This is a genomic window from Bradyrhizobium sp. HKCCYLS20291, from assembly GCF_051167715.1.
Lineage (GTDB): Bacteria > Pseudomonadota > Alphaproteobacteria > Rhizobiales > Xanthobacteraceae > Bradyrhizobium.
On record NZ_JBNPTO010000002.1, the window covers coordinates 206211 to 224486 of the forward strand.

Genomic DNA, 18276 nt, shown 5'->3' on the forward strand with positions numbered 1-18276 from the left:
TCCTTTGTTGTCACAATTCGCCCAGCCCACCTGGACGAGTTGATATGTTCGGTCAACCCCTCAACCCGCGGGTTATTCCGGAATTGAGGCGGATATCGGAGAGTGTTCGGTGAAGAATACTCAGAGACTATGACGGCGGTGCTGCTCCCGGATCGCGATCCAGACCCGCTCGGGGGTCGCCGGCATGTCGATATGATCGATCTTGTACTCACGCCACAGCGCTTCGACGATCGCATTGACCACCGCCGGACATGAGCCGATCGCGCCCGCTTCGCCGGCGCCCTTGACGCCCATCGGGTTGGTCTTGCACGGCACGTTGTGGGTCTCGAAGGTAAAGGAAGGCGCATCCGCGGCGCGCGGCAGCGCGTAGTCCATGTAGCTGCCGGTCACGAGCTGCGCGTCGGAGTGGCTGTAGACCACCTGCTCCATCAGCGCCTGACCGATGCCCTGCACCGCGCCACCATGCACCTGGCCGGCCAGCAGCAGCGGATTGAGCGTCACACCAAAGTCGTCGACGATCACGTAGTTGACGATCTTGATGATGCCGGTCGCCGGATCGAGCTCGATCTCGGCGACGTGGGTGCCGTTCGGATAGGTGCCGTCGGCGCTGGCAAAGGTGGCGCTGCCATTGAGCTTGGCGGGATCTGTGCCGGGGCGCTTGGCGAGATCGGCAAAGGTGATCGCGCGGTCGGTGCCGGCGACGCGGATCACGCCGTCGGCGATCTCGAGATCGCCGAGTCCGGCCTCGAGCGCTTCCGCGGCGATCTGCTTCAGCTTGTCGCCGAGCTCATGGGTGGCGCGCTGCACGCTGACGCCGCCCGAGGGAATCGACGCCGAGCCGCCGGTGCCCAGACCGGTCGCGACCTCCGCCGTGTCGCCCTGGTGGATGTGGACGCGCTCCGGCGGCAGCCCGAACTGCTCGGCGACGATCTGCGCATAGGCGGTCTGATGGCCCTGCCCGCTCGACTGCGTGCCGATCAGGATGGTGACGTCGCCATTCGGGTCGAGCCGCACATTGGCGGTCTCCTCGCCCATGGTGCCGCAGACCTCGACATAGCTCGCGAGTCCGATGCCGCGCACCAGCCCGTGCTTCTTGGCGGCCTTGGCGCGCTTCGGAAACTCCTTCCACTCGGCGATCTCCATCGCGCGCTTGAGGTGCGCGTTGAAATCGCCGGAATCATAGACCTTGCCGGTCGCGGTCTTGTAGGGCAGCGCGCGCGGCGCGATGAAATTCTTGCGCCGGATGGCATCGACCGACATGTCGAGCTTGCGCGCGCAGGCATCGACGAGACGCTCGATGACATAGGCCGCCTCGGGACGGCCGGCGCCGCGATAGGCATCGACCGGCACGGTGTGGGTGAAGATCGTGCGCACGCGGCAGTGGAAGGCCTGGATGTCGTAGAGGCCCGGCAGCATGCCGGCGCCGCCATGCGGGATGTAGGGCGCGAAGGTCGAGAGATAGGCGCCCATGTCGCCCATCAGGTCGGCGTCCATGCCTAAGAACTTGCCGTCCTCCGTGAGCGCCATCCGCGCCGTGGTCACGTTGTCGCGGCCCTGCGCATCACCCATGAAGTGCTCGGAGCGATCGGCAGCCCAGCGCACCGACTTGCGCAGGCGCTTGGCGGCGACCGCGAGCAGCGCGTACTCCCGGTAGGGAAACAGCTTCGTGCCGAAGCCGCCGCCGACATCCGGGCAGATCACCCGCATCTTCTCGACCGGCATGTTCAGCACGTTCTGGCACAGGATGTCGCGCAGGCGGTGGCTGCCCTGGCTGCCCGCCGTCAGCGTCAGATGGTCGCGCTTGGTGTCGTATTCGCAGACGGCGGCGCGCGTCTCCATGAAGCTCGCGACGACGCGCGGATTGACGATGCGGATCTCGGCGACCGCGTGGGCCTTGGCGAAGGCGGCTTCGACCGCGGCCTTGTCGCCGATCGAGACGTCGAACAGGACGTTGTCCTTGTGCTCGGCCCACACCTGCGGCGCACCCGGCTTGACCGCATTCACGACACCGGTGACCGCCGGCAGGATCGTCCACTCGACCTTGATCGCCTCCAGCGCGTCACGGGCATGATCGAGCGTATCGGCCACCACGAAGGCGATGGCATCGCCGACGTGACGCACCTCGTCCTTGGCCAGGATCGGGTACGGCGGCGCCGTGAACGGATCCGTCTCGAGGTTGAACAGGCACGGCAGCCCGCCGAGTTCGGCCGTGTCCTCGGCCGTCAGGATCAACGCCACGCCGGCGGAAAGCCGCGCCTGGGTGGCATCGAGCGTGAACCTGGCGTGGGCATGCGGCGAGCGCAGCACCAGCGCGTGCAGCGCGGACGATGGCGCGAGATCGTCGGTGTAGCGGCCCTTGCCGCGAATGAGCGCGTCATCCTCTTTGCGGAGAACGCTCTGACCCATGCCGAACTTGATTGGAGCTGCCATCTGGTTTCACTTCCCACTGCATTGTCGACTATTGGCGCCATATTGCAGTGGATCGCGGCAACGCGCAAACGCCATATCCGCCGCAGCGGAACACGATCGGTCAACTCTGCTCGGGTCAACGCGCGGCCAACGCGGGATCGCGTCATGCTGCATTGCAATCAAGGAGCCCCCGGCGCGCTGTCCGGCGCCGAGGTCCCTCACCGCATTTGGCCGTCAATGATTCGCATGCTCCGCGCTCGCGGCGCCCTGCTGCCCGCCCGGCGCCTGGGCGCCGACGCTGAGCACGTCGAGCAGCACCGCCATCTTGCCGGCCCGCTCGAACTGCAGCGTCACCGCGACCGACTTGCCCTCGACCAGCGGCGCCTTGAGGCCGGTGAGCATCAGGTGAAGGCCGCCGGAGGTCAGCGCGACCGATCGTCCCGCAGGGATCGCGAGCCCCTCCTCGAGCGGCCGCATCACCATCACGCCGTCGCGGTTCGACATATCGTGGATCTCGACCGTCTCGGCGATGTCGGCGCTGGCCGCGACCAGCCGGTCCGGCTCGCGACCCGTATTGGTGATGGCAAAATAGCCGGCGCCGACCTTGGCGCCGCCGGGCGTGGCGCGGCTCCAGCCTCCTGAGACGACGATGTCACCCTTGGCCACTCCGCTGGCCGCCCCGCGCGGCGGCTCGGCCGCGGTCAGGCGCAACAGCGGCGCGGGATATTTCAGCGCATGCGGATCCTGGCCGGGCGCCGCCGTCTCGACCCATTTCGTGACGCCCTTCTCGCAGTCCTGGATCGCGGGGATCGGCAGCACGTCGCCACTCTTGAACGAATCGGCGACGAAGCCGGTGAAGTTGAACTCGTCGTAGAAGCCGTCCTCCAGCCGGCCGCTCCAGCTGATCTCCTTGACGCCTTCGCTGAGCTTGGTGCCATGCATGAAGTCATAGGCGCGCGCGTAGGCACCCTTCTTGACCTCGATGGCCCAGCCCGGCTTCGGCATCGGCTTGATCGCGATCAGGCCTTCAGGAACCTGCACGGTGAGGCGCACGGTCGCCGCGCCCTCGCAGCCATGCGGCACGGCGAGCACGGCCTTGTAGGACTTGCCGATGCGCGCCTCGGATTTGTCGAGCACGACATGGGCGCTGGCCTGGGCGCCAAACACGGCAGCCGCGAAAACGGCCAGACCAAACGATGCGAATTTCATGACCGGCTTCCTTTCACTTGGTTCCGGATGCGGGCGCGTCCATCCGGACGATGCCTTCGAACGACGACAACAGGGCGAGTTGCTCAGCCGACAACGACTGCTCACGCGCGGCGAGCCGTGCGGTGAGCTCGGAGGCCTCGGTCGCCGACAGGCCCGCGAGCTGCAGCGCCTTCGGATCCTTGATGCCGTCGCCTGCGCACAGGATCAGGACCCACCCCTTGTTGCCCTGCCGCAGCAGCGCGCGGCCGCCATGCGGCCCTTGCGTCCAATCGGCGATGGCATGCGTGCCGGAGATGACGATGGGATCGACGACGAGACGGGCTTCCGGCTTGTCGAAGGCCTGCATCAGCACGTCGCGGACCGCATCGTCGGCGGCGCCCGCGCGGGCCGGCGTTGCGGCGAAGACCGCCGCCACGATCATGAAGCGTTTCAGCATCGCGCGCTCCTCACAGCTTGTAGCGCAGGCCGGCATAGACGCCGCGGCCGTTGCCCGGGTTGAACAAGGTCGACGTCGGCGTCGCGCGATCGATGATGCTGGTCGTCGCGATATAGGCCTTGTTGGCGAGGTTGCGGCCCTCGAGATAGGCCGAGAAGTGCTTGCCGTCGTCATAGGTCGCCTTCAGGCCCCACAGCAGATAGGGGTCGGTGGACAGCGTGTTGGCGCTGTCGACGAAATAGGACTGCGGCACCCATTCGATGTTCGGCCCGAACGCAACACCGCTCGGATGCTTGTAGAGCAGCTCGGCGCGCAGGACGTGCGGCGGCGCGCCCGGCAGGCGGTTGTTGCCCCAGGTCGCATCGTTGGCGTAGCGGAAGTCGTTGTAGGTGTAGGCGAGGTTGAGCCAGACGCGGTCGGGCGTATCGCTGTTGACGGCGAGCCCCTTAAGCAGGCTGACGCCGAGACCGGCCTCGACGCCCTGGTGCATGGTCTTGTCGGCGTTGGTGACGTTGCAATTGCCGAACGACGAGAAGAAGCACTGCAGCTCGTTGCGGATGTCGGCGTGGTAGAGCGCGAAGTCCCAGGTGACGTCGGGCCGCCTCCCGCGGGTGCCGATCTCGTAGGTGGTCGCGGTCTGCGCCTTGATATCGTAGAAGCGCGTCGCTGCACCATTGCCCTCGCCGAAGCTCGGCGCCTCGCCGCTGCGCGAGACGTTGGCGAACACCTGCCAGGCCGGATCGACGTCCCAGAGCACGCCGACCTTGGGGCTGAACAGGTCGTAGGTGGCGCGGCCGGCGACGTCGCCATTCAAGCTGAGGGACTTCAGCTGCTGATCACGCACCGCATGCAGGAACTGCGCGCCGGCGATCAGCGACACGCTCGGCACCACATACCAGGCATTCTCGGCATAAAGAGTATAGTTCTCGGGCGTCTGCAGCAGCGAGGACAGTTGCTGCCCCTTGTTGCCGCCGGTGTTGACGAAATTGTCCGCATCCGTCGTGCCGTTCTGGATGTTGAGCCCGACGGTGAAGCGGTTGCGATGTCCGCCGATCTCGCGGTCATCGACCGCGCGCACGAAGCCGCCGTAATCGTGGTAGCGGTAGTCGAGCCACTGGAAGATCGGATGCATCAAATGCCGGTCGACGGCGAACATCCCGAACTCGATGTCGGTGTTGTCGAGATGCAGCGTCGACTTGTTGGCGACCCGGACGGTGTCGATGTTGCGCTGCCAGTCGTTGAGCACATTGTTCGCCGCCGCGGTCTGCGGCGAGTTGAGCGCGCTGGTCTTGCTGACCTCGCCCGGAATGCGCTGCCGCACCGAATTGGCATTCAGGTAGAAGCGGGTCTCGAAATCCGGCGAGACCTGATAGCCGACATTGGCGCTGCCGCGCTCGGACTGTCCCCAGCTGTGATCTCGATAACCGTCGACGCGCGACGCCGAGCCGGTCACGAAATAATCGGCCGCACCATAGGCGCCGCCGGATGAGGCCGCACCGCGCAGGAAGCCGAACGCACCGCCGTCGAGCCGGCCGTCGAACACCGACGCATCGCGCCCGGTCGGCGTGACGAAGTTGACGGCGCCGCCGAGCGAATTGGCGCCATAGCGTAGCGCATTGGCGCCCTTGTAGACCTCGACATAGCGATAGGCGGTCGGGTCGATCTCCTGGAAGTCGCCATAGCCGTCGGCGGTGTTGATCGGGATGCCGTCGAGATAGAGCTGGGTGCCGCGCAGATGAAAGTTGCGCGACAGGCCGGAGCCGCGAATCGACAGCCTGGTATCGTCGCCCCATTTCGGCTGGGCGAACACGCCAGGCACGTAGTCCAGCACATCCTTGATGGTCTGTGCCGGCGTGGTCTTGAACGCTGTATCGGGCACCACGGCCACCGCACCCGGCGTCTGCTGGATGCGCTGCGTGGCGACCTGGGTGTTCGGCGCCGTCAGGCTGGGTGCCGGGCCTGCGGGGGCCGCGGCGGCAGTCTGCGCCGCGGGCCTCGATCGGGCGGCGCGCGCCCTGCCCGCCGACTGATCCTGACTGGGCTTGGCCGGCCGGGACGCCGTGGGCTTGGCCGGGTCGACCGTGACCATCGGCAGATTGGATGGCTGTCGGGCCTGGGAGAAACAGGGAGAAGACAACGTGACGAGGCACGTCGCCGCGCACAGCGCGGTTACGGAACGGGACATGATGAAACCTCTGAACGAACGAAACCGGACGAAAAACGTGCGTCAGGCGTTCGCAGGAGGTCCTTGCGACAGTCGCGGCTCACGGAGGCGGGTATCGCGCGCAGCCCAGATCGCGAAGCTGGCGAGGCGCAGCTCGCTGGCCGTGCGCAGCAGCAGTTCGCCGGCCGGTGGCGGCACCGGCGCGGCATGGGCGGCAAAGGCACAGACGGCACAGAAGTCCTTGTGCAGACCAGCCGAGCCCGGCGCGTTGGTGCCGTGCGACGCGCCACCATCCAACTCGGTACAGATGATGCCGAGATCGCTGGCAGCCGCGGCCGCCATCTGCGCGGACATCGCTCCGGCGAGCACCACCTGCAGTGCGATCAGATAGGCGGCCGCGATGCTGACCGCCCTCCTCATCCACCCTGCACTGTGCCGCCGTCGTCTCACGCCGATCTCTCCCCCGGCGGACCATATTAGCCGCGCCACGCAGGCGCAAGGCGCAACAGGCGCACGCGCATGTCCGATCAGTTCGCGCGCAGGTGACGCGTTCAGAATGCGGCCTCTTAGCGCCGCATCAGCGCCTTGAGCCAACGCGGGCCGAACAGCAGGAGAATCGCAGCGGCATAGATCACCGCCCCAACCACGATCAGAACGCCGAGCGTGGCCTCGTCCTGCGCGCGGCCGAGCGTCGCGAGATACGGTGCGGCGACGTAAGCCGTCCCCCACAGCGCAGCCGCGAGCAGCACGCCGGTGCCGGCGAACTTCACGAGCGACAAAGTGAGCCGGCGATCGAAGCGGAGATAGCCCTTGTGGACGGCAAAGCCGAGCACGAGCAGCAGATTGATCCAGGCGCCGACAGCCGTCGCCAAGGCGAGGCCGACCTGTGCCAGCGAGCCCATCAGCAGCACCTTCAGCACGACGTTGACGGTGAGCCCGGTCAGCGACGCCTTGACCGGCGTCGCCGTGTCCTTGCGCGCATAGAAGGTCGAGACGGCGCTGCGAATCATCACGAACGGAATCAGTCCCACGGCATAGGCCGCGAGCGTTGCACCAGCGGCGGCGGCGTCGCCCTTGGTGAAGGCGCCGCGCGCGAACATGGCGCGCGTGATCACGTCGGGCACGGCGAGGAAGGCGGCGACGAACGGCACCGAGAACAACAGCGTGAACTCGAAAGCGCGGCGCTGCTGCTCCATGGCGCCGTCATGGTCGTTGGCCGTCAGGCGCCGCGACATCTCCGGCAGCAGCACCGTGCCGATGGCGATGCCGATCACGCCGATCGGCAGTTGGTTGAGGCGGTCGGCGTAATACAGCGCCGAGATGGCGCCGGCAGGGAGAAACGTCGCGATGATGGTGTCGGCGAACATCGCGACCTGCGTGCCCATCGAGCCCAGCGTCGCCGGCCCCAGCGCCTTGAAGAAGGCGCGAATGTCGTCGTCGAGTTTGAGCGGCGCGAACCGCGGCAGGCCGCCAAGGCGGGCGAGATCGCCGGCCAGCAGGAAATACTGCAGGAAGCCGGAGATCAGCACGCCCCAGGCCGCGGCATGGCCGGCGGTCGGAAAGAACACCGCCACCGCCAAGGTCGCCATCATCGCGATGTTGAGGAAGATCGACGCGGCCGCGGCGCTGGCGAAGCGCTGCATCACGTTGAGCATGCCGCCATACAGCGTCACCAGGGTGATCAGCAGCAGATACGGGAACGTGATCCGCGTCAGCGTGATCGCCAGCTCGCGCTGCCCCGGATCGTCGGTGAAGCCCGGCGCCAGGATCGTCATCGCCTGCGGCATGAACACCCAGGCGAGCATCAGCAGCACGATTTGCGAGGCCAGCAGCAGCGTAAAGATGCGGTCGGCAAACAGCCCCGCCGAGGCCGGCCCCTTCTCGCCATGAACATGCGCATAGGCCGGCACGAACGCCGCATTGAACGCGCCCTCCGCGAAGATCGCCCGGAAATGATTCGGCAGCCGGAACGCAATGAAGAACGCATCCGCAACCGGCCCGGCGCCAAGAATCGCCGCCAGCATGATATCGCGGGCAAAACCAGTGAGGCGCGACAGCAGCGTATAGCCGCCGACGGTGAAGATACGTCCGAGCATGGGGGGCTTGTAGAGGATTGGGGGGCGGGTTTGAAGCGGGGAACGTGTCGCCCGGCCACTTGAGGCCGAACTGTGGCGCCCCTCCGCCGCCTCGCCTGCTTGGAAGCTCAGCCGGCACGGTGTCGACCGGAGGGAGCCGCGCATTTTCACACTCCGCCGTCGTCCCGGACAAGCCTGCCGACGCAACGCGTCGGCGGGCGCCGATCCGGGCCCCATACCCCGTGCCGTCGGTGACGCGCGCGGGACGTGCCGCCTGCCCGTTCCCGACATCACGCGGTATGGGTCCCTGCGTTCGCAGGGACGACGGTGTTATTCGGAGCTGCCCGCAGCCCGACGGAGGACGCCATGTGGACGTCGCCAAATCTGCATGTTGGTGCGCAGTATCATTTCCATGACGCCGGACTCCGCCACGCCCTTCCGCGCGATGTGCTTGCTGATCTGAGCGGCGTCACCAATCCAAGTTCACCGACATGCACCGACTGCAAAGCAAGGCCCCTCGCGGAACGTCATGCTCGCATACGTGACAACGCGAGCCGGCGTCCCGAAGGTGCATGACGTTTGCCTTGGCTTGGCGCAGATCACATCCCGACAGGCGCATGAGCAGCGCTATTGCTTCCATTCGATCTGAACGCCGCAGGCGCGCGATCTCGCTCCTTTCCCCCGGGGAGAGGTTCTCGAACAGCAGAACGACCGCGCGACAATGCGGACAGACCAGATGCAATCGGCCGTCAGGCGAGAAAGTTTCGTAGGACCATGACTGATCCGCGAACGCGTCGAGCAGCTTCGTCGTCATTTTCTTCGGCATGGGGACCTCGCTGCAAATCATAGTCCGTAGGGCGGATTAGCGGAGCGTAATCCGCCGCGATCAAGACCAACATCTAGCAGCGTCGTCATCCCGGACAAGCCTGCTGGCGCGAAGCGCCGGCGGGCGCCGATCCGGGATCCATACTCCGTGCAGTCGATGGGGCGCGCGGAACGGGCCGCCTGCCCGCTACGTACATCACGCGGTATGGGTCCCGGCGTTCGCCGGGACGACAATGGTGTCTGGAGCTACCAGCTAAGCAGCTCGGCCCAATGCAAACCCTTCGATAGCGTGCGCGATATCGAGGCTAGCATAGCGGCAGATTACGCTCCGCCAATCCGCCCTGTCCCCTCCCCTCATGGGCGGCGCCGAGCCCAGAAGGACAGCATCAGCACGCCGTCGGAATTCCGATAAAAATAACTATCTTGCGCTTTTGCCGAAAGCATGATTGTCTCTCGCCATCCCGCCTCATGCAGAAGGGGCGTAGCGCGCGATCGTCACGACACGCGAGGCGGGGATGCGATGGCCGCGAGAGCTCGCAGCATGTCCTTCGGGGCGTGCGGACGAACGGGCGCTTGCGGACGGTCAAGTCGCGTGGTCCTGGCCTCCCGACGCTGAGGTCAAGTTTGCGCCGCTGCTGATGCACGGCGTGGATGACGGTGGCCAACGAGCCGGCGCACCGGGGAGATCGCGAAGCAGCCGTCAACCCGTCGCGCAGGGAATGCCGGATGGTCGGCTGCACCTGTGGTACCTGCCGCCTGCATTTTGTTAGCAGGCGGGCCATGGGTGAGGCCTTCACCCGGCATTCCCTGCGCCCTCTGCACTTGCTTGCGAGGGACGAACTGATCGCAAGCCTCGGGCAATGCATGCCGCGAGACTGCGTCGTCATGTCGATTGCTGTTTGAGATGTGAAGCAGAATGGAAGCGGCCGTAGGGTGGGCAAAGCAGCCGCCCGCAGGGCGGTCGCGTGCCCACCGCGCATCCGCGCCAGCGGTGGGAATGGTGGGCACGGCGCGGGATGGGTCGGCCAAAAAAGCGCTCGGATGGGCGCGCCTTTGCCCACCCTACGGAGTTGAGCTGTTTGATAGGTGATCGCGCCTCACCCACCGCTGTCGTCCCGGACAAGCCACGGCGCGCGAAGCGCGGCGTGGCGCCGATCCGGGATCCATACGCCGCGGCGGAATTGTTGGGCAAAGGGCCAATCACCAGCCTGCCTCAAACCGCTCCCTGGGGGTATGGGTCCCGGCGTTCGCCGGGACGACAGCGGTGTGTGTGGCCGCCGGTGCGACAGATCACTCTTAGCCGCGCTTTCGTCGTGGCGAGAGCGCGGCCGGATGAGGAGCCGAGCCCAGGTCAGCGGTCGGCTGAGCGATGCGTGAACCCTTAAGCCGCCAGCGCGCCGCGCACGACGTCGATGATCCGCACCTGCGTCGCCTCGTCGAGATAGGCGTGCATCGGCAGGCTGATGACGTCAGCGGAGAGCTGCTCGCTGACCGGAAGGCCGCCATCGGCGCTGGGGAAGATGCGGTAGGCGGTCTGCTGGTGCATCGACTTCGGATAGTACACCATGGTGGGGATGCCCTGCGCCTTCAGCGCGGCGGCGAAGGTGTCGCGGTCGACACCCGCGGGCAGGCGGATGGTGTATTGCGCCCACACCGAGGTGCAGCCCTCGGCGAGGCGCGGCACCTTCACGACGTCGGCCAGCGCCGCGGTGTAGCGCTCGGCAACCTTGTTGCGCGCGGCGATCTCGTCCTCGAAGATGCTGAGCTTCTGGAGCAGCACGGCGGCCTGGATGGTGTCGAGCCGCGCGGTGAGGCCGAGGCGGACGTTGTCGTATTTGTCGCTGCCGCCGCCATGCGCGCGCACGCTGCGCAGGCGCTCCAGCAGACCGGCATCGTCGGTGAGGATGGCGCCGCCGTCGCCGAAGCAGCCGAGCGGCTTGGCGGGATAGAAGCTGGTGGCGGTCGCGAGACCAAAGGTGCCGATGCGGCGGCCCTTGTAGCTGGCGCCAAAGCCTTGGGCTGCGTCGTCGAGCACGAACAGGCCCTCGTCCGCGGCGATCGCGGCGACCGCATCATGGTCGGCGGCCTGGCCGAACAGATCGACGGGGATCACCGCCTTCGGCTTCAGGCCGAGCCGCTTGGCGGTGGCGATGCCGCGGCGGAGCGAGGCCGGATCGATGTTGAAGGTGTCCTCCAGCACGTCGACGAAGACAGGCGTGGCGCCGGTCAGCGCGACAGCTTCGCCGGTCGCGCAGAAGGTGAAGGACGGGCACAGCACCGCGTCGCCCGGGCCGATGCCCTGGGCCATCAGCACCATCAGCAGCGCGTCGGTGCCGCTGGAGCAGCTCACGGCATATTTGGCGCCGCAGAACTCGGCCAGCTCCTTCTCGAGCTGGATCAGCTCGGGGCCTCCGAGGAATTGGCAATGCTGGAGCACGCGGGCAACCGCGTCATCGAGCGACTTGCCGAGCCGCTGGCGCTGCGCGGCGGTGTCGATGAACGGAATGGGCTGATGACGCAGGTGCTGGTTCATGAGCTCTGACACTTGTTCGGAACGGACAGGATGGAGCGGATGACGAGCCGGTTAGCCCGCCGCGCGGAGCTTGGCCGCCTCGGCCGGGCGATGGCTCGAGGTCTCCAGGCACTGAGTGGCGATCGCGAGACTCGCGACGCCCTCGTCGCCGGTGACGGCCGGCGAGGTGCCCGAGCGCACGGCGTGCAGGAAGGCGATCAGCTCGGCGCGCAGCGGCTCGTCATGGCCGACCGGCAGATGCCGCATCGAGTAGCTGCCGTCCGGCTTGAAGCCGAAGCATTCGGTGACCTGGCGCGTCAGGAGATCGCCCATGATGTACTTGCCGCGCGTCGCCACCGTGACGTTGCGCGCCTTGAACGGCGTCAGCCAGTTGGTGTTGATGTGGGCGAGCACGCCGGAGGCCGTGCGGAACTGCAGGAGCGCGATGTCCTCGCGCTCGGCCACCGCGCTCGACAGCTGCGGCTGCACCTCGATGATGTCGGACTCGGTGAACCAGCGGATGAGATCGATGTCGTGCACGGCGAGATCGATGACGACGCCGACATTGGACATGCGCGGCGGGAACGGGCCGACGCGGGTGATCGCGATCGACAGGAGGTCCTCGCCGGCGATCGCCTTCTTGATCGCGGCGACCGCCGGATTGAAGCGCTCGACATGGCCGATCATCAGGGTGACACCGGCGCGATGCGCGGCCGCGACGATCTCCCGGCCCTCGTCCACCGTGGAGGCGATCGGCTTCTCGACGAGCAGATGAACCTTGCGGGCGATGCAGGCGAGCGCGAGCTCATGGTGCAGATGGGTCGGCGCCGCGATGGTGACGGCATCGACACCTTCAGCGGCGAGCTGATCGAGGCTCTCGAAGGTCGGGCAGTTCGCAAGCTCGGTGACGCGGCTGCGATGAGCAGGAAGCGGATCGACCACGCCGACGAGATGGACGTCGGGAAGACCTGCGAGCACGCGGGCATGATTGCTGCCCATCACGCCGGCTCCGATCACGCCGACCCGCAGCGCCTGCCTCAGCTCGGCCTTGTGGCCCGCCCCCTTGGAACTCATGTCGCTCGACCCCATCAATGCCCCGGAATGGCCGCAACAGTTAACGAACTGCAAATCAGCCGGCGAAGCTCTCCTAGCATGCTGGTTGAAGCGAGGCGAATGCGTAAACCCTTTTCAGGACACGATTTGATTCAGAAAGTTACATTCGGCCCCGGGAAAAAGCGGAGTGTTTTGAATAGGCTGCGCGGAGCCCTTCGCGTGTGGCAGGCGTCCTCCTCACGCACCGCGACAGGGTTGGCGGCGCGCAGCGCGCGCCTTCACGCTCCCGTGTGGAAGGTAACGCGGCACGTTCATCACGCGAAGGAGGTGATGTCGCATCGCTGGAGAAACATCCATGACCGTCCGCCTCGCCTCCCTCCTTGGCACCTCCCTGTTTGCCGCCTTGACCATGTCGGTCACACCGGCCGCCGCCGCGGAACGGCCGGTCGTGATCGAGCTGTTCACGTCGCAAGGATGCTCGTCCTGCCCACCTGCAAATGCCTATCTCAACGAGATGGTGCGGCAGCGCCGCGACGTGCTGCCGCTGGCGTTCCACGTCACCTATTGGGACCGGCTCGGCTGGAAGGATCCGTTCTCGCTGCCGGCGGCGACCGATCGCCAGGCCCGCTACGGCAGCCGCTTCGGCGACGGCTCCTACACGCCGGAGATCGTCATCGACGGCGTCAGCGGCCATGTCGGCTCCAACCGGGCCGAGGTCGGGCCGGCGATCGATCGGGCGCGACGCGCGAGTGCGACCGTGGCGAGCGTGAAGCTGAGCCGTAGCGGCGACAAGCTGACGGTCGAGGTCGGCGCCGGCGAGGGACGCGGCCGCGTCCTCTTGGTCGGCTTCGACCGCCGGCACGAGACCGCGATCGGACGCGGCGAGAATGGCGGCCGCACGCTGGAGGAGCTGAACGTGGTGCGCTCGGTGCGCGCGCTCGGCAACTGGAGCGGCACGTCCCTGCGGCTCAACGAGCCGATGCCGGACGGCGAGGATGTCGCGGTGCTGCTCGAAGCCCCGGACGGACGCATCGTCGGCGCCGCGCGGCTGTAGAAGCGATCAGGAGGAGGTGCAGTAGCGTTGCCAGAACAGGCGGTAGCCCTCCTCCACCTTGCGCGTATAGGTCTCGACATTGCCGGCGGCGGAGTTCGCGACCATCGCCGGCAGCTCCGCGCGCAGCTTCGCCAGCGCGGCGGGCTGCGCGGCATGCTTCAGGGCGATGGCGACGTAGCCGTCATCGTCCTCGGCCACGAACGCCCCGAGCCCGACCGCGGTGTTGATGGCCGCGGCGGCCCGCGCCGCCGCGCCATGGCCGAGCTTGGCAATCACCGGCACGCCGGCCTGCAGCGACTCCCAGGTGCTGACCCCGCCGTTCTGCGGGAACGGATCGAGCGACATGTCGATCGCGGCGAACTGCGCAACGTGCTGCTCGCGCGACGACAGGCCGAGGCAGGTGATGCGCTCCTGCGCAATGCCGTGAGCGACAAAGCGGGCGATGAGGGCGTTGCGCACCAGCGCATCGTCCAGCGCACCGTTCTTGATGACGATCCGCGCATCCGGCAGCGCCGCCATCAGCCGGGACCACAGCGCGAGCGCAGGATCGGAGATCTTGTCGATGCGGTTGAACACGCCGAAGGTGACGTAGCCGTTGCGCAGCATCGGCAACGGCGTCGGCTGCCATCCCTGCAGCGGATCGGTGGTGATCACGGCCGGCAGGTCGTAGACCTGCTCGGCGAACAGATGACGCACCGATTCCGGCACGGTCACCGGATCGGCGAAGAAGTAGTCCATCGTCGGCAGGCCCGTGCCGGTGCCGCTGCCCCAGGCCGTGACCTGCACGGGCGCCGGCTTGCGCGCGAACACCGGCAGGCGGTTGCCCGCGGAATGGCCGGCGAGATCGACCAGGATGTCGACGCCATCGGCCTCGATGCGGTCGGTGAGTTCCTCGTCCGACATCTGCCAGGCGTCGACCCAGACGTCGGCGGCGGCACGGCACTGCGCCGTCATCGCGTCCTGCAGCGGCGAGCACGAATAGCAGGCGATCCTGAAAGCGCCGTGATCGTGATGGCGCAGCACCGGGAGGAACACCAGCGCGGCCGAATGCGACCGGAAATCGGACGAGACATAGCCGATGGTGAGCCGCCGCTTTGGATCGCGATCGCGCTGCGGCTGTGGCCGGCGCGCGATCTGGGCGCCGATCCTGTTCCACCATTCGCGCCTGACGGCCTGGTGCTCGGCAAAGCCGGTGTCGGGCATGAAGTCGAGCAGGAAGATCTTCGCGGTGATCGCATCACCGAAATCGGGCTTGATCTCGAGCGCGCGCTCGAAATGCTGCAAGCCCGCGGCGAGGTCGCCCTGCTTGCAGAAGCATTCGCCGAGCCACGTCCAGGCCACTTCCGACTGCGGGTTCAGCTCCAGCACCTTGCGGCACGCATCCATCGCCGGCGCGATGTTGTCCCTGATCACGCTCAGCTGGGCGAAGCCCATCAGCGCCACCTCATGCCGCGGATCGATCGCCAGTGCCGCGTTGAAATCGGCCATCGCCTGATCGAACCGCCCGGCCTGCTGGTGCAGGCGGCCGCGCTGCGCCAGCACCTGGGCCGCGCGCGGCCTGATCGCCAGCGCGGCATCGAAGGCCACGAGCGCGTCGTCGGAATGGCGCAGATTGATGCTGGCGAGCCCCTTGCCGAACATCGCCTCCATGTGCCGCGGGTTGAGCTGCAGCGCGCGATCGAAGCTCTGGTTGGCCTCCACATTGCGCGCCAGCGGCAGCAAGGCCATGCCGCGGTTGCAATGGGCGTCGGCATAGTCCGGCTTCAGCGCGATCGCCCGGTCGTGAGCCGCGATCGCCTCGCCGGGCAGGCCCAGATGCATCAGGGTATTGCCGAGGCCGGTGAGCGCGACGAGCAGATTGGGCTTCAGCGCAACGGCCCGCTCCTGGCACTTGCGCGCCTCCTCGTAGCGTCTGCGGCTGAACAGCGCGAGGCCGAGATTGGACAGCGCCTCGGCATGGCGTGGCTCGATCTCCACCGCCCTGGTCAGCGCCTGCTCGGCGAGTTCGAGCTGCCCGCCGTCGAGCGCCACGACGCCGAGCAGATGCAGGGCGTCGAAATGGTCCGGCAGCAGCGCAAGGATTTCCCTGCAGATCGCCTGCGCATCGGCGTGACGGCCGGCGCGGTAAAGCGCGACGGCGCGCGGCATCAGCTCATCGGCCTGCTTGCGGTGTTTCTTCTGGAGTCTCGCATTCTGGAAGGCGCGAGAGCCGAGATTGCTTGCCAAAGACGTGGCTCCTCAAGGCGGTGGGCCGAAACGGAACGCGATGAACTCATTCGCGGCATGGCGGGAGCCCGCCGCAGACGGCGGTCAGCCGGCGCTGGCACAATGCCGGCGCCAGAACAGCCGATAGGCCTCCTCGACCTTGCGCGCGTAGGTCGCAACGTTGCCGGACGCGGAGCTTGCCAGCATGCTTGGCAGATCGGCGCGGATCCTGGCCAGCTCCTCAGGCTTGGACGCCCAGCTCACGGCGAGCGCGATGTAGGCCTCGTCCGTCTCGGCGACGAATTCGCCGAGCCCGACCGATGTGACGATCCCGGCTGCGGCGCGCGAGGCCGCGCTCAGCCCGAGCTTGGCGATGACGGGCACCCCGGCCTGCAGCGATTCCCAGGTGCTGACGCCGCCATTCTGCGGGAACGGATCGAGCGAAATGTCCACTTGCGCGAATTGCGCCATCTGCTCCTCGCGGCTCGACCGCCCAAGACAGACCACCCGCTCCGGCGCGACGCCATGCGCGGCGAAGCGCGCCAGCAGGCGGTCGCGCAGCAGGGGATCATCGAGCGAGCCGTTCTTCATGACGATGCGGCAGTCCGGCAGCGCGTGCATGATCCGGGTCCAGACCTCGAGCGCAGCGTCCGAGATCTTGTCGATCCGGTTGAACACGCCGAAGCTGATGTGGCCGTTCTGCAGCATCGGCAGCGGCGCGGGCACGATACCCGGCACGCCTTCGGTCGTGATCACGGCAGGCAGATCATAGACCTGCTCCGCGAACAGCGGGCGCGCCGCTTCGGGCACCGTCACGGGATCGCCGAAGAAGTAGTCGATGGTCGGCAAGCCCGTTCCGGTGCCGCTGCCCCAGGCCGTGACCTGAATGGGCGCCGGCTTGCGGGCAAACAGCGGCAGCCGGTTGCCGGACGTGTGGCCCGAGAGATCGACGAGGATGTCGATCTGGTCCGCCTCGACGCGGTCCGCCAGCTCGTCGTCGGACATCTGCGTGGCGTCGACCCAGACGTCGGCACAGGCGCGAAACTTTTCAGTGACGGAGTCCTGTACCGGCGAGCAGGAGTAGCAGGCGAGAAAGAAGTTCTGCCGATCGCGATGCCTCAGCACCGGCAGATAGGTGTGCGCCGCCGAATGTTGGCGGAAGTCCGAGGACACGTAGCCGATCCGCAGGCGCCGTTCCGGATCGAGGTCGCGCACCGGCGCCGGCCGGCGTGCGATGTGAACGCCAATGCGCTCCCACCATTCGCGCCGGACCGCCTGGTGAAGCGCGAAATCGGCTCCGGGCTTGAACTCGAGGACGAAGATCTTGGCCGTCATCGCCTCGGGATAGTCGGGCCTGATCTCGAGGGCGCGATCGAAATGCGCGACGGCAGCCTCCACCTCACCCTGCTTGCCGAAGCAGATACCGAGCCACAGCCAGGCGTCCAGCGAGCGCGGATTCTGCTCCAGCACCTTGCGGCAGGCATTCACCGTCACCGAGATGTCGGTGAAATAGGCGAGCTGGGCCTTGCCGAGCAGCGCGACTTCCAGCATCGGATCACGCGCCAGCGCCGCTTCGTAGTCGGCCATCGCAGGAGCGAACCGCCCGGACATCTGATGCACCCGCCCGCGCTGCGCGAGCACCTGCGGCGCACCGGGCTTGATCGCAAGCGAGGCATCGAAGGCAGCCAGCGCCTCGGTGAGATGACGCAGGTCGAGGTTGACAAGACCTTTGCCGAACAGCGCCTCCATGTGGCGCGAATTCAGCGACAGCGCGCGATCAAAGCTCTGGGTGGCCTCCGCGTGGCGACCGAGCGGGAGCAGCGCCATGCCCCGATTGCAGTAGGCGTCGGCATAATCGGGCTTCAGCGCGATCGCCCGGTCATGCGCGGCAATCGCCTCCGCCGGCAGGCCGAGCCGCATCAGCGTGTTGCCGAGCCCGGTCTGCGCGACGGCGAAACCAGGCTTGAGCGCAATCGCCCGCTCCTGGCATTTGCGTGCGTCATCGAAGCGCTTGCGGTTGAACAGCGCGAGGCCGAGATTGGAGAGCGCCTCGGCATGGCGCGGCTCGATCTCTACCGCCTTCGTCAGCGCCCCTTCGGCGAGTTCGCTCTGGCCGCCGTCGAGCGCCGTGACGCCCAGCAGGTGCAGCGCGTCGAAATGGTCCGGCAGCAACGCCAGGATCTGGCCGCAGATCGCCTGCGCCTCGGCGAGACGGCCGCTGCGATAGGCCGTGACGGCATCCTGCATCAGCGCATCGGCCTGCTTGCGGTGCTTCTTCTGCAGCCTCGCATTCTGAAACGCGCGGGAACCGACATCGCTAGCCAAGGGACAGCC

Annotated in this window: 12 protein-coding genes; 1 reads left to right on the forward strand and 11 read right to left on the reverse strand. The window is 67.1% G+C overall.

Annotated elements, in window-relative coordinates; all coding sequences use genetic code 11:
- Positions 1–120: 120 nt before the first annotated feature.
- The 9 genes from ACQR07_RS05010 to ACQR07_RS05050 form a co-directional block, all read right to left on the reverse strand.
- Entirely contained in the window at positions 121–2430 is a 2310-nt protein-coding gene (locus ACQR07_RS05010) for a xanthine dehydrogenase family protein molybdopterin-binding subunit (protein ID WP_434901234.1), read from the reverse strand.
- A gap of 213 nt (positions 2431–2643) precedes the next feature.
- On the reverse strand, positions 2644–3618 hold the full coding sequence (locus tag ACQR07_RS05015; protein ID WP_434901235.1) for a DUF1775 domain-containing protein: 975 nt from the start codon (positions 3616–3618) through the stop codon (positions 2644–2646).
- 13 nt (positions 3619–3631) lie between these two features.
- Positions 3632–4054, reverse strand: coding sequence for a copper uptake system-associated protein (locus ACQR07_RS05020; protein WP_434901236.1), 423 nt, complete (start codon positions 4052–4054; stop codon positions 3632–3634).
- A 10-nt stretch (positions 4055–4064) separates the two neighbouring features.
- On the reverse strand, positions 4065–6239 hold the full coding sequence (locus tag ACQR07_RS05025; protein WP_434901237.1) for a TonB-dependent receptor family protein: 2175 nt from the start codon (positions 6237–6239) through the stop codon (positions 4065–4067).
- A 42-nt stretch (positions 6240–6281) separates the two neighbouring features.
- Positions 6282–6638, reverse strand: coding sequence for a DUF2946 family protein (locus tag ACQR07_RS05030; protein WP_434901238.1), 357 nt, complete (start codon positions 6636–6638; stop codon positions 6282–6284).
- Positions 6639–6784: 146 nt separating this feature from the next.
- Positions 6785–8314 carry a murein biosynthesis integral membrane protein MurJ gene (gene murJ, locus ACQR07_RS05035; protein WP_434901239.1) on the reverse strand — a complete coding sequence of 510 codons (1530 nt, stop codon included), beginning with the start codon at positions 8312–8314 and terminating at the stop codon, positions 6785–6787.
- A gap of 448 nt (positions 8315–8762) precedes the next feature.
- Positions 8763–9119 (reverse strand): hypothetical protein, encoded by a 357-nt coding sequence (locus ACQR07_RS05040; protein WP_434901240.1) that lies wholly within the window; start codon positions 9117–9119, stop codon positions 8763–8765.
- Positions 9120–10499: 1380 nt separating this feature from the next.
- Positions 10500–11651 (reverse strand): DegT/DnrJ/EryC1/StrS family aminotransferase, encoded by a 1152-nt coding sequence (locus ACQR07_RS05045; RefSeq protein WP_434901241.1) that lies wholly within the window; start codon positions 11649–11651, stop codon positions 10500–10502.
- A gap of 51 nt (positions 11652–11702) precedes the next feature.
- The gene (locus ACQR07_RS05050; RefSeq protein ID WP_434901242.1) at positions 11703–12704 is read right to left on the reverse strand and encodes a Gfo/Idh/MocA family protein; all 1002 of its coding nucleotides are present in this window, start codon (positions 12702–12704) and stop codon (positions 11703–11705) included.
- Between the two features lie 334 nt (positions 12705–13038).
- On the opposite strand from ACQR07_RS05050, the gene ACQR07_RS05055 reads away from it, so the two are divergent.
- A complete protein-coding gene (locus tag ACQR07_RS05055; protein WP_434901243.1) occupies positions 13039–13737 on the forward strand; it encodes a DUF1223 domain-containing protein in 699 nt (232 codons plus the stop codon).
- Positions 13738–13743: 6 nt separating this feature from the next.
- Here ACQR07_RS05055 and ACQR07_RS05060 read toward each other — a convergent pair whose 3' ends face one another.
- On the reverse strand, positions 13744–15963 hold the full coding sequence (locus ACQR07_RS05060; protein ID WP_434901244.1) for a tetratricopeptide repeat protein: 2220 nt from the start codon (positions 15961–15963) through the stop codon (positions 13744–13746).
- A gap of 84 nt (positions 15964–16047) precedes the next feature.
- Positions 16048–18267: a tetratricopeptide repeat protein gene (locus ACQR07_RS05065; protein WP_434901245.1), complete on the reverse strand. Its 2220-nt coding sequence runs from the start codon at positions 18265–18267 to the stop codon at positions 16048–16050.
- Positions 18268–18276 lie beyond the last annotated feature (9 nt).

Excerpts from the sequence above, each read along its gene's own strand:
- ACQR07_RS05010 (WP_434901234.1), bottom strand. The coding sequence starts at position 2,430 with ATGGCAGCTCCAATCAAGTTCGGCATGGGTCAGAGCGTTCTCCGCAAA.
- ACQR07_RS05015 (WP_434901235.1), bottom strand. The coding sequence starts at position 3,618 with ATGAAATTCGCATCGTTTGGTCTGGCCGTTTTCGCGGCTGCCGTGTTT.
- ACQR07_RS05020 (WP_434901236.1), bottom strand. The coding sequence starts at position 4,054 with ATGCTGAAACGCTTCATGATCGTGGCGGCGGTCTTCGCCGCAACGCCG.
- ACQR07_RS05025 (WP_434901237.1), bottom strand. The coding sequence starts at position 6,239 with ATGTCCCGTTCCGTAACCGCGCTGTGCGCGGCGACGTGCCTCGTCACG.
- ACQR07_RS05030 (WP_434901238.1), bottom strand. The coding sequence starts at position 6,638 with ATGAGGAGGGCGGTCAGCATCGCGGCCGCCTATCTGATCGCACTGCAG.
- murJ (WP_434901239.1), bottom strand. The coding sequence starts at position 8,314 with ATGCTCGGACGTATCTTCACCGTCGGCGGCTATACGCTGCTGTCGCGC.
- ACQR07_RS05040 (WP_434901240.1), bottom strand. The coding sequence starts at position 9,119 with ATGCCGAAGAAAATGACGACGAAGCTGCTCGACGCGTTCGCGGATCAG.
- ACQR07_RS05045 (WP_434901241.1), bottom strand. The coding sequence starts at position 11,651 with ATGAACCAGCACCTGCGTCATCAGCCCATTCCGTTCATCGACACCGCC.
- ACQR07_RS05050 (WP_434901242.1), bottom strand. The coding sequence starts at position 12,704 with ATGAGTTCCAAGGGGGCGGGCCACAAGGCCGAGCTGAGGCAGGCGCTG.
- ACQR07_RS05055 (WP_434901243.1), top strand. The coding sequence starts at position 13,039 with ATGACCGTCCGCCTCGCCTCCCTCCTTGGCACCTCCCTGTTTGCCGCC.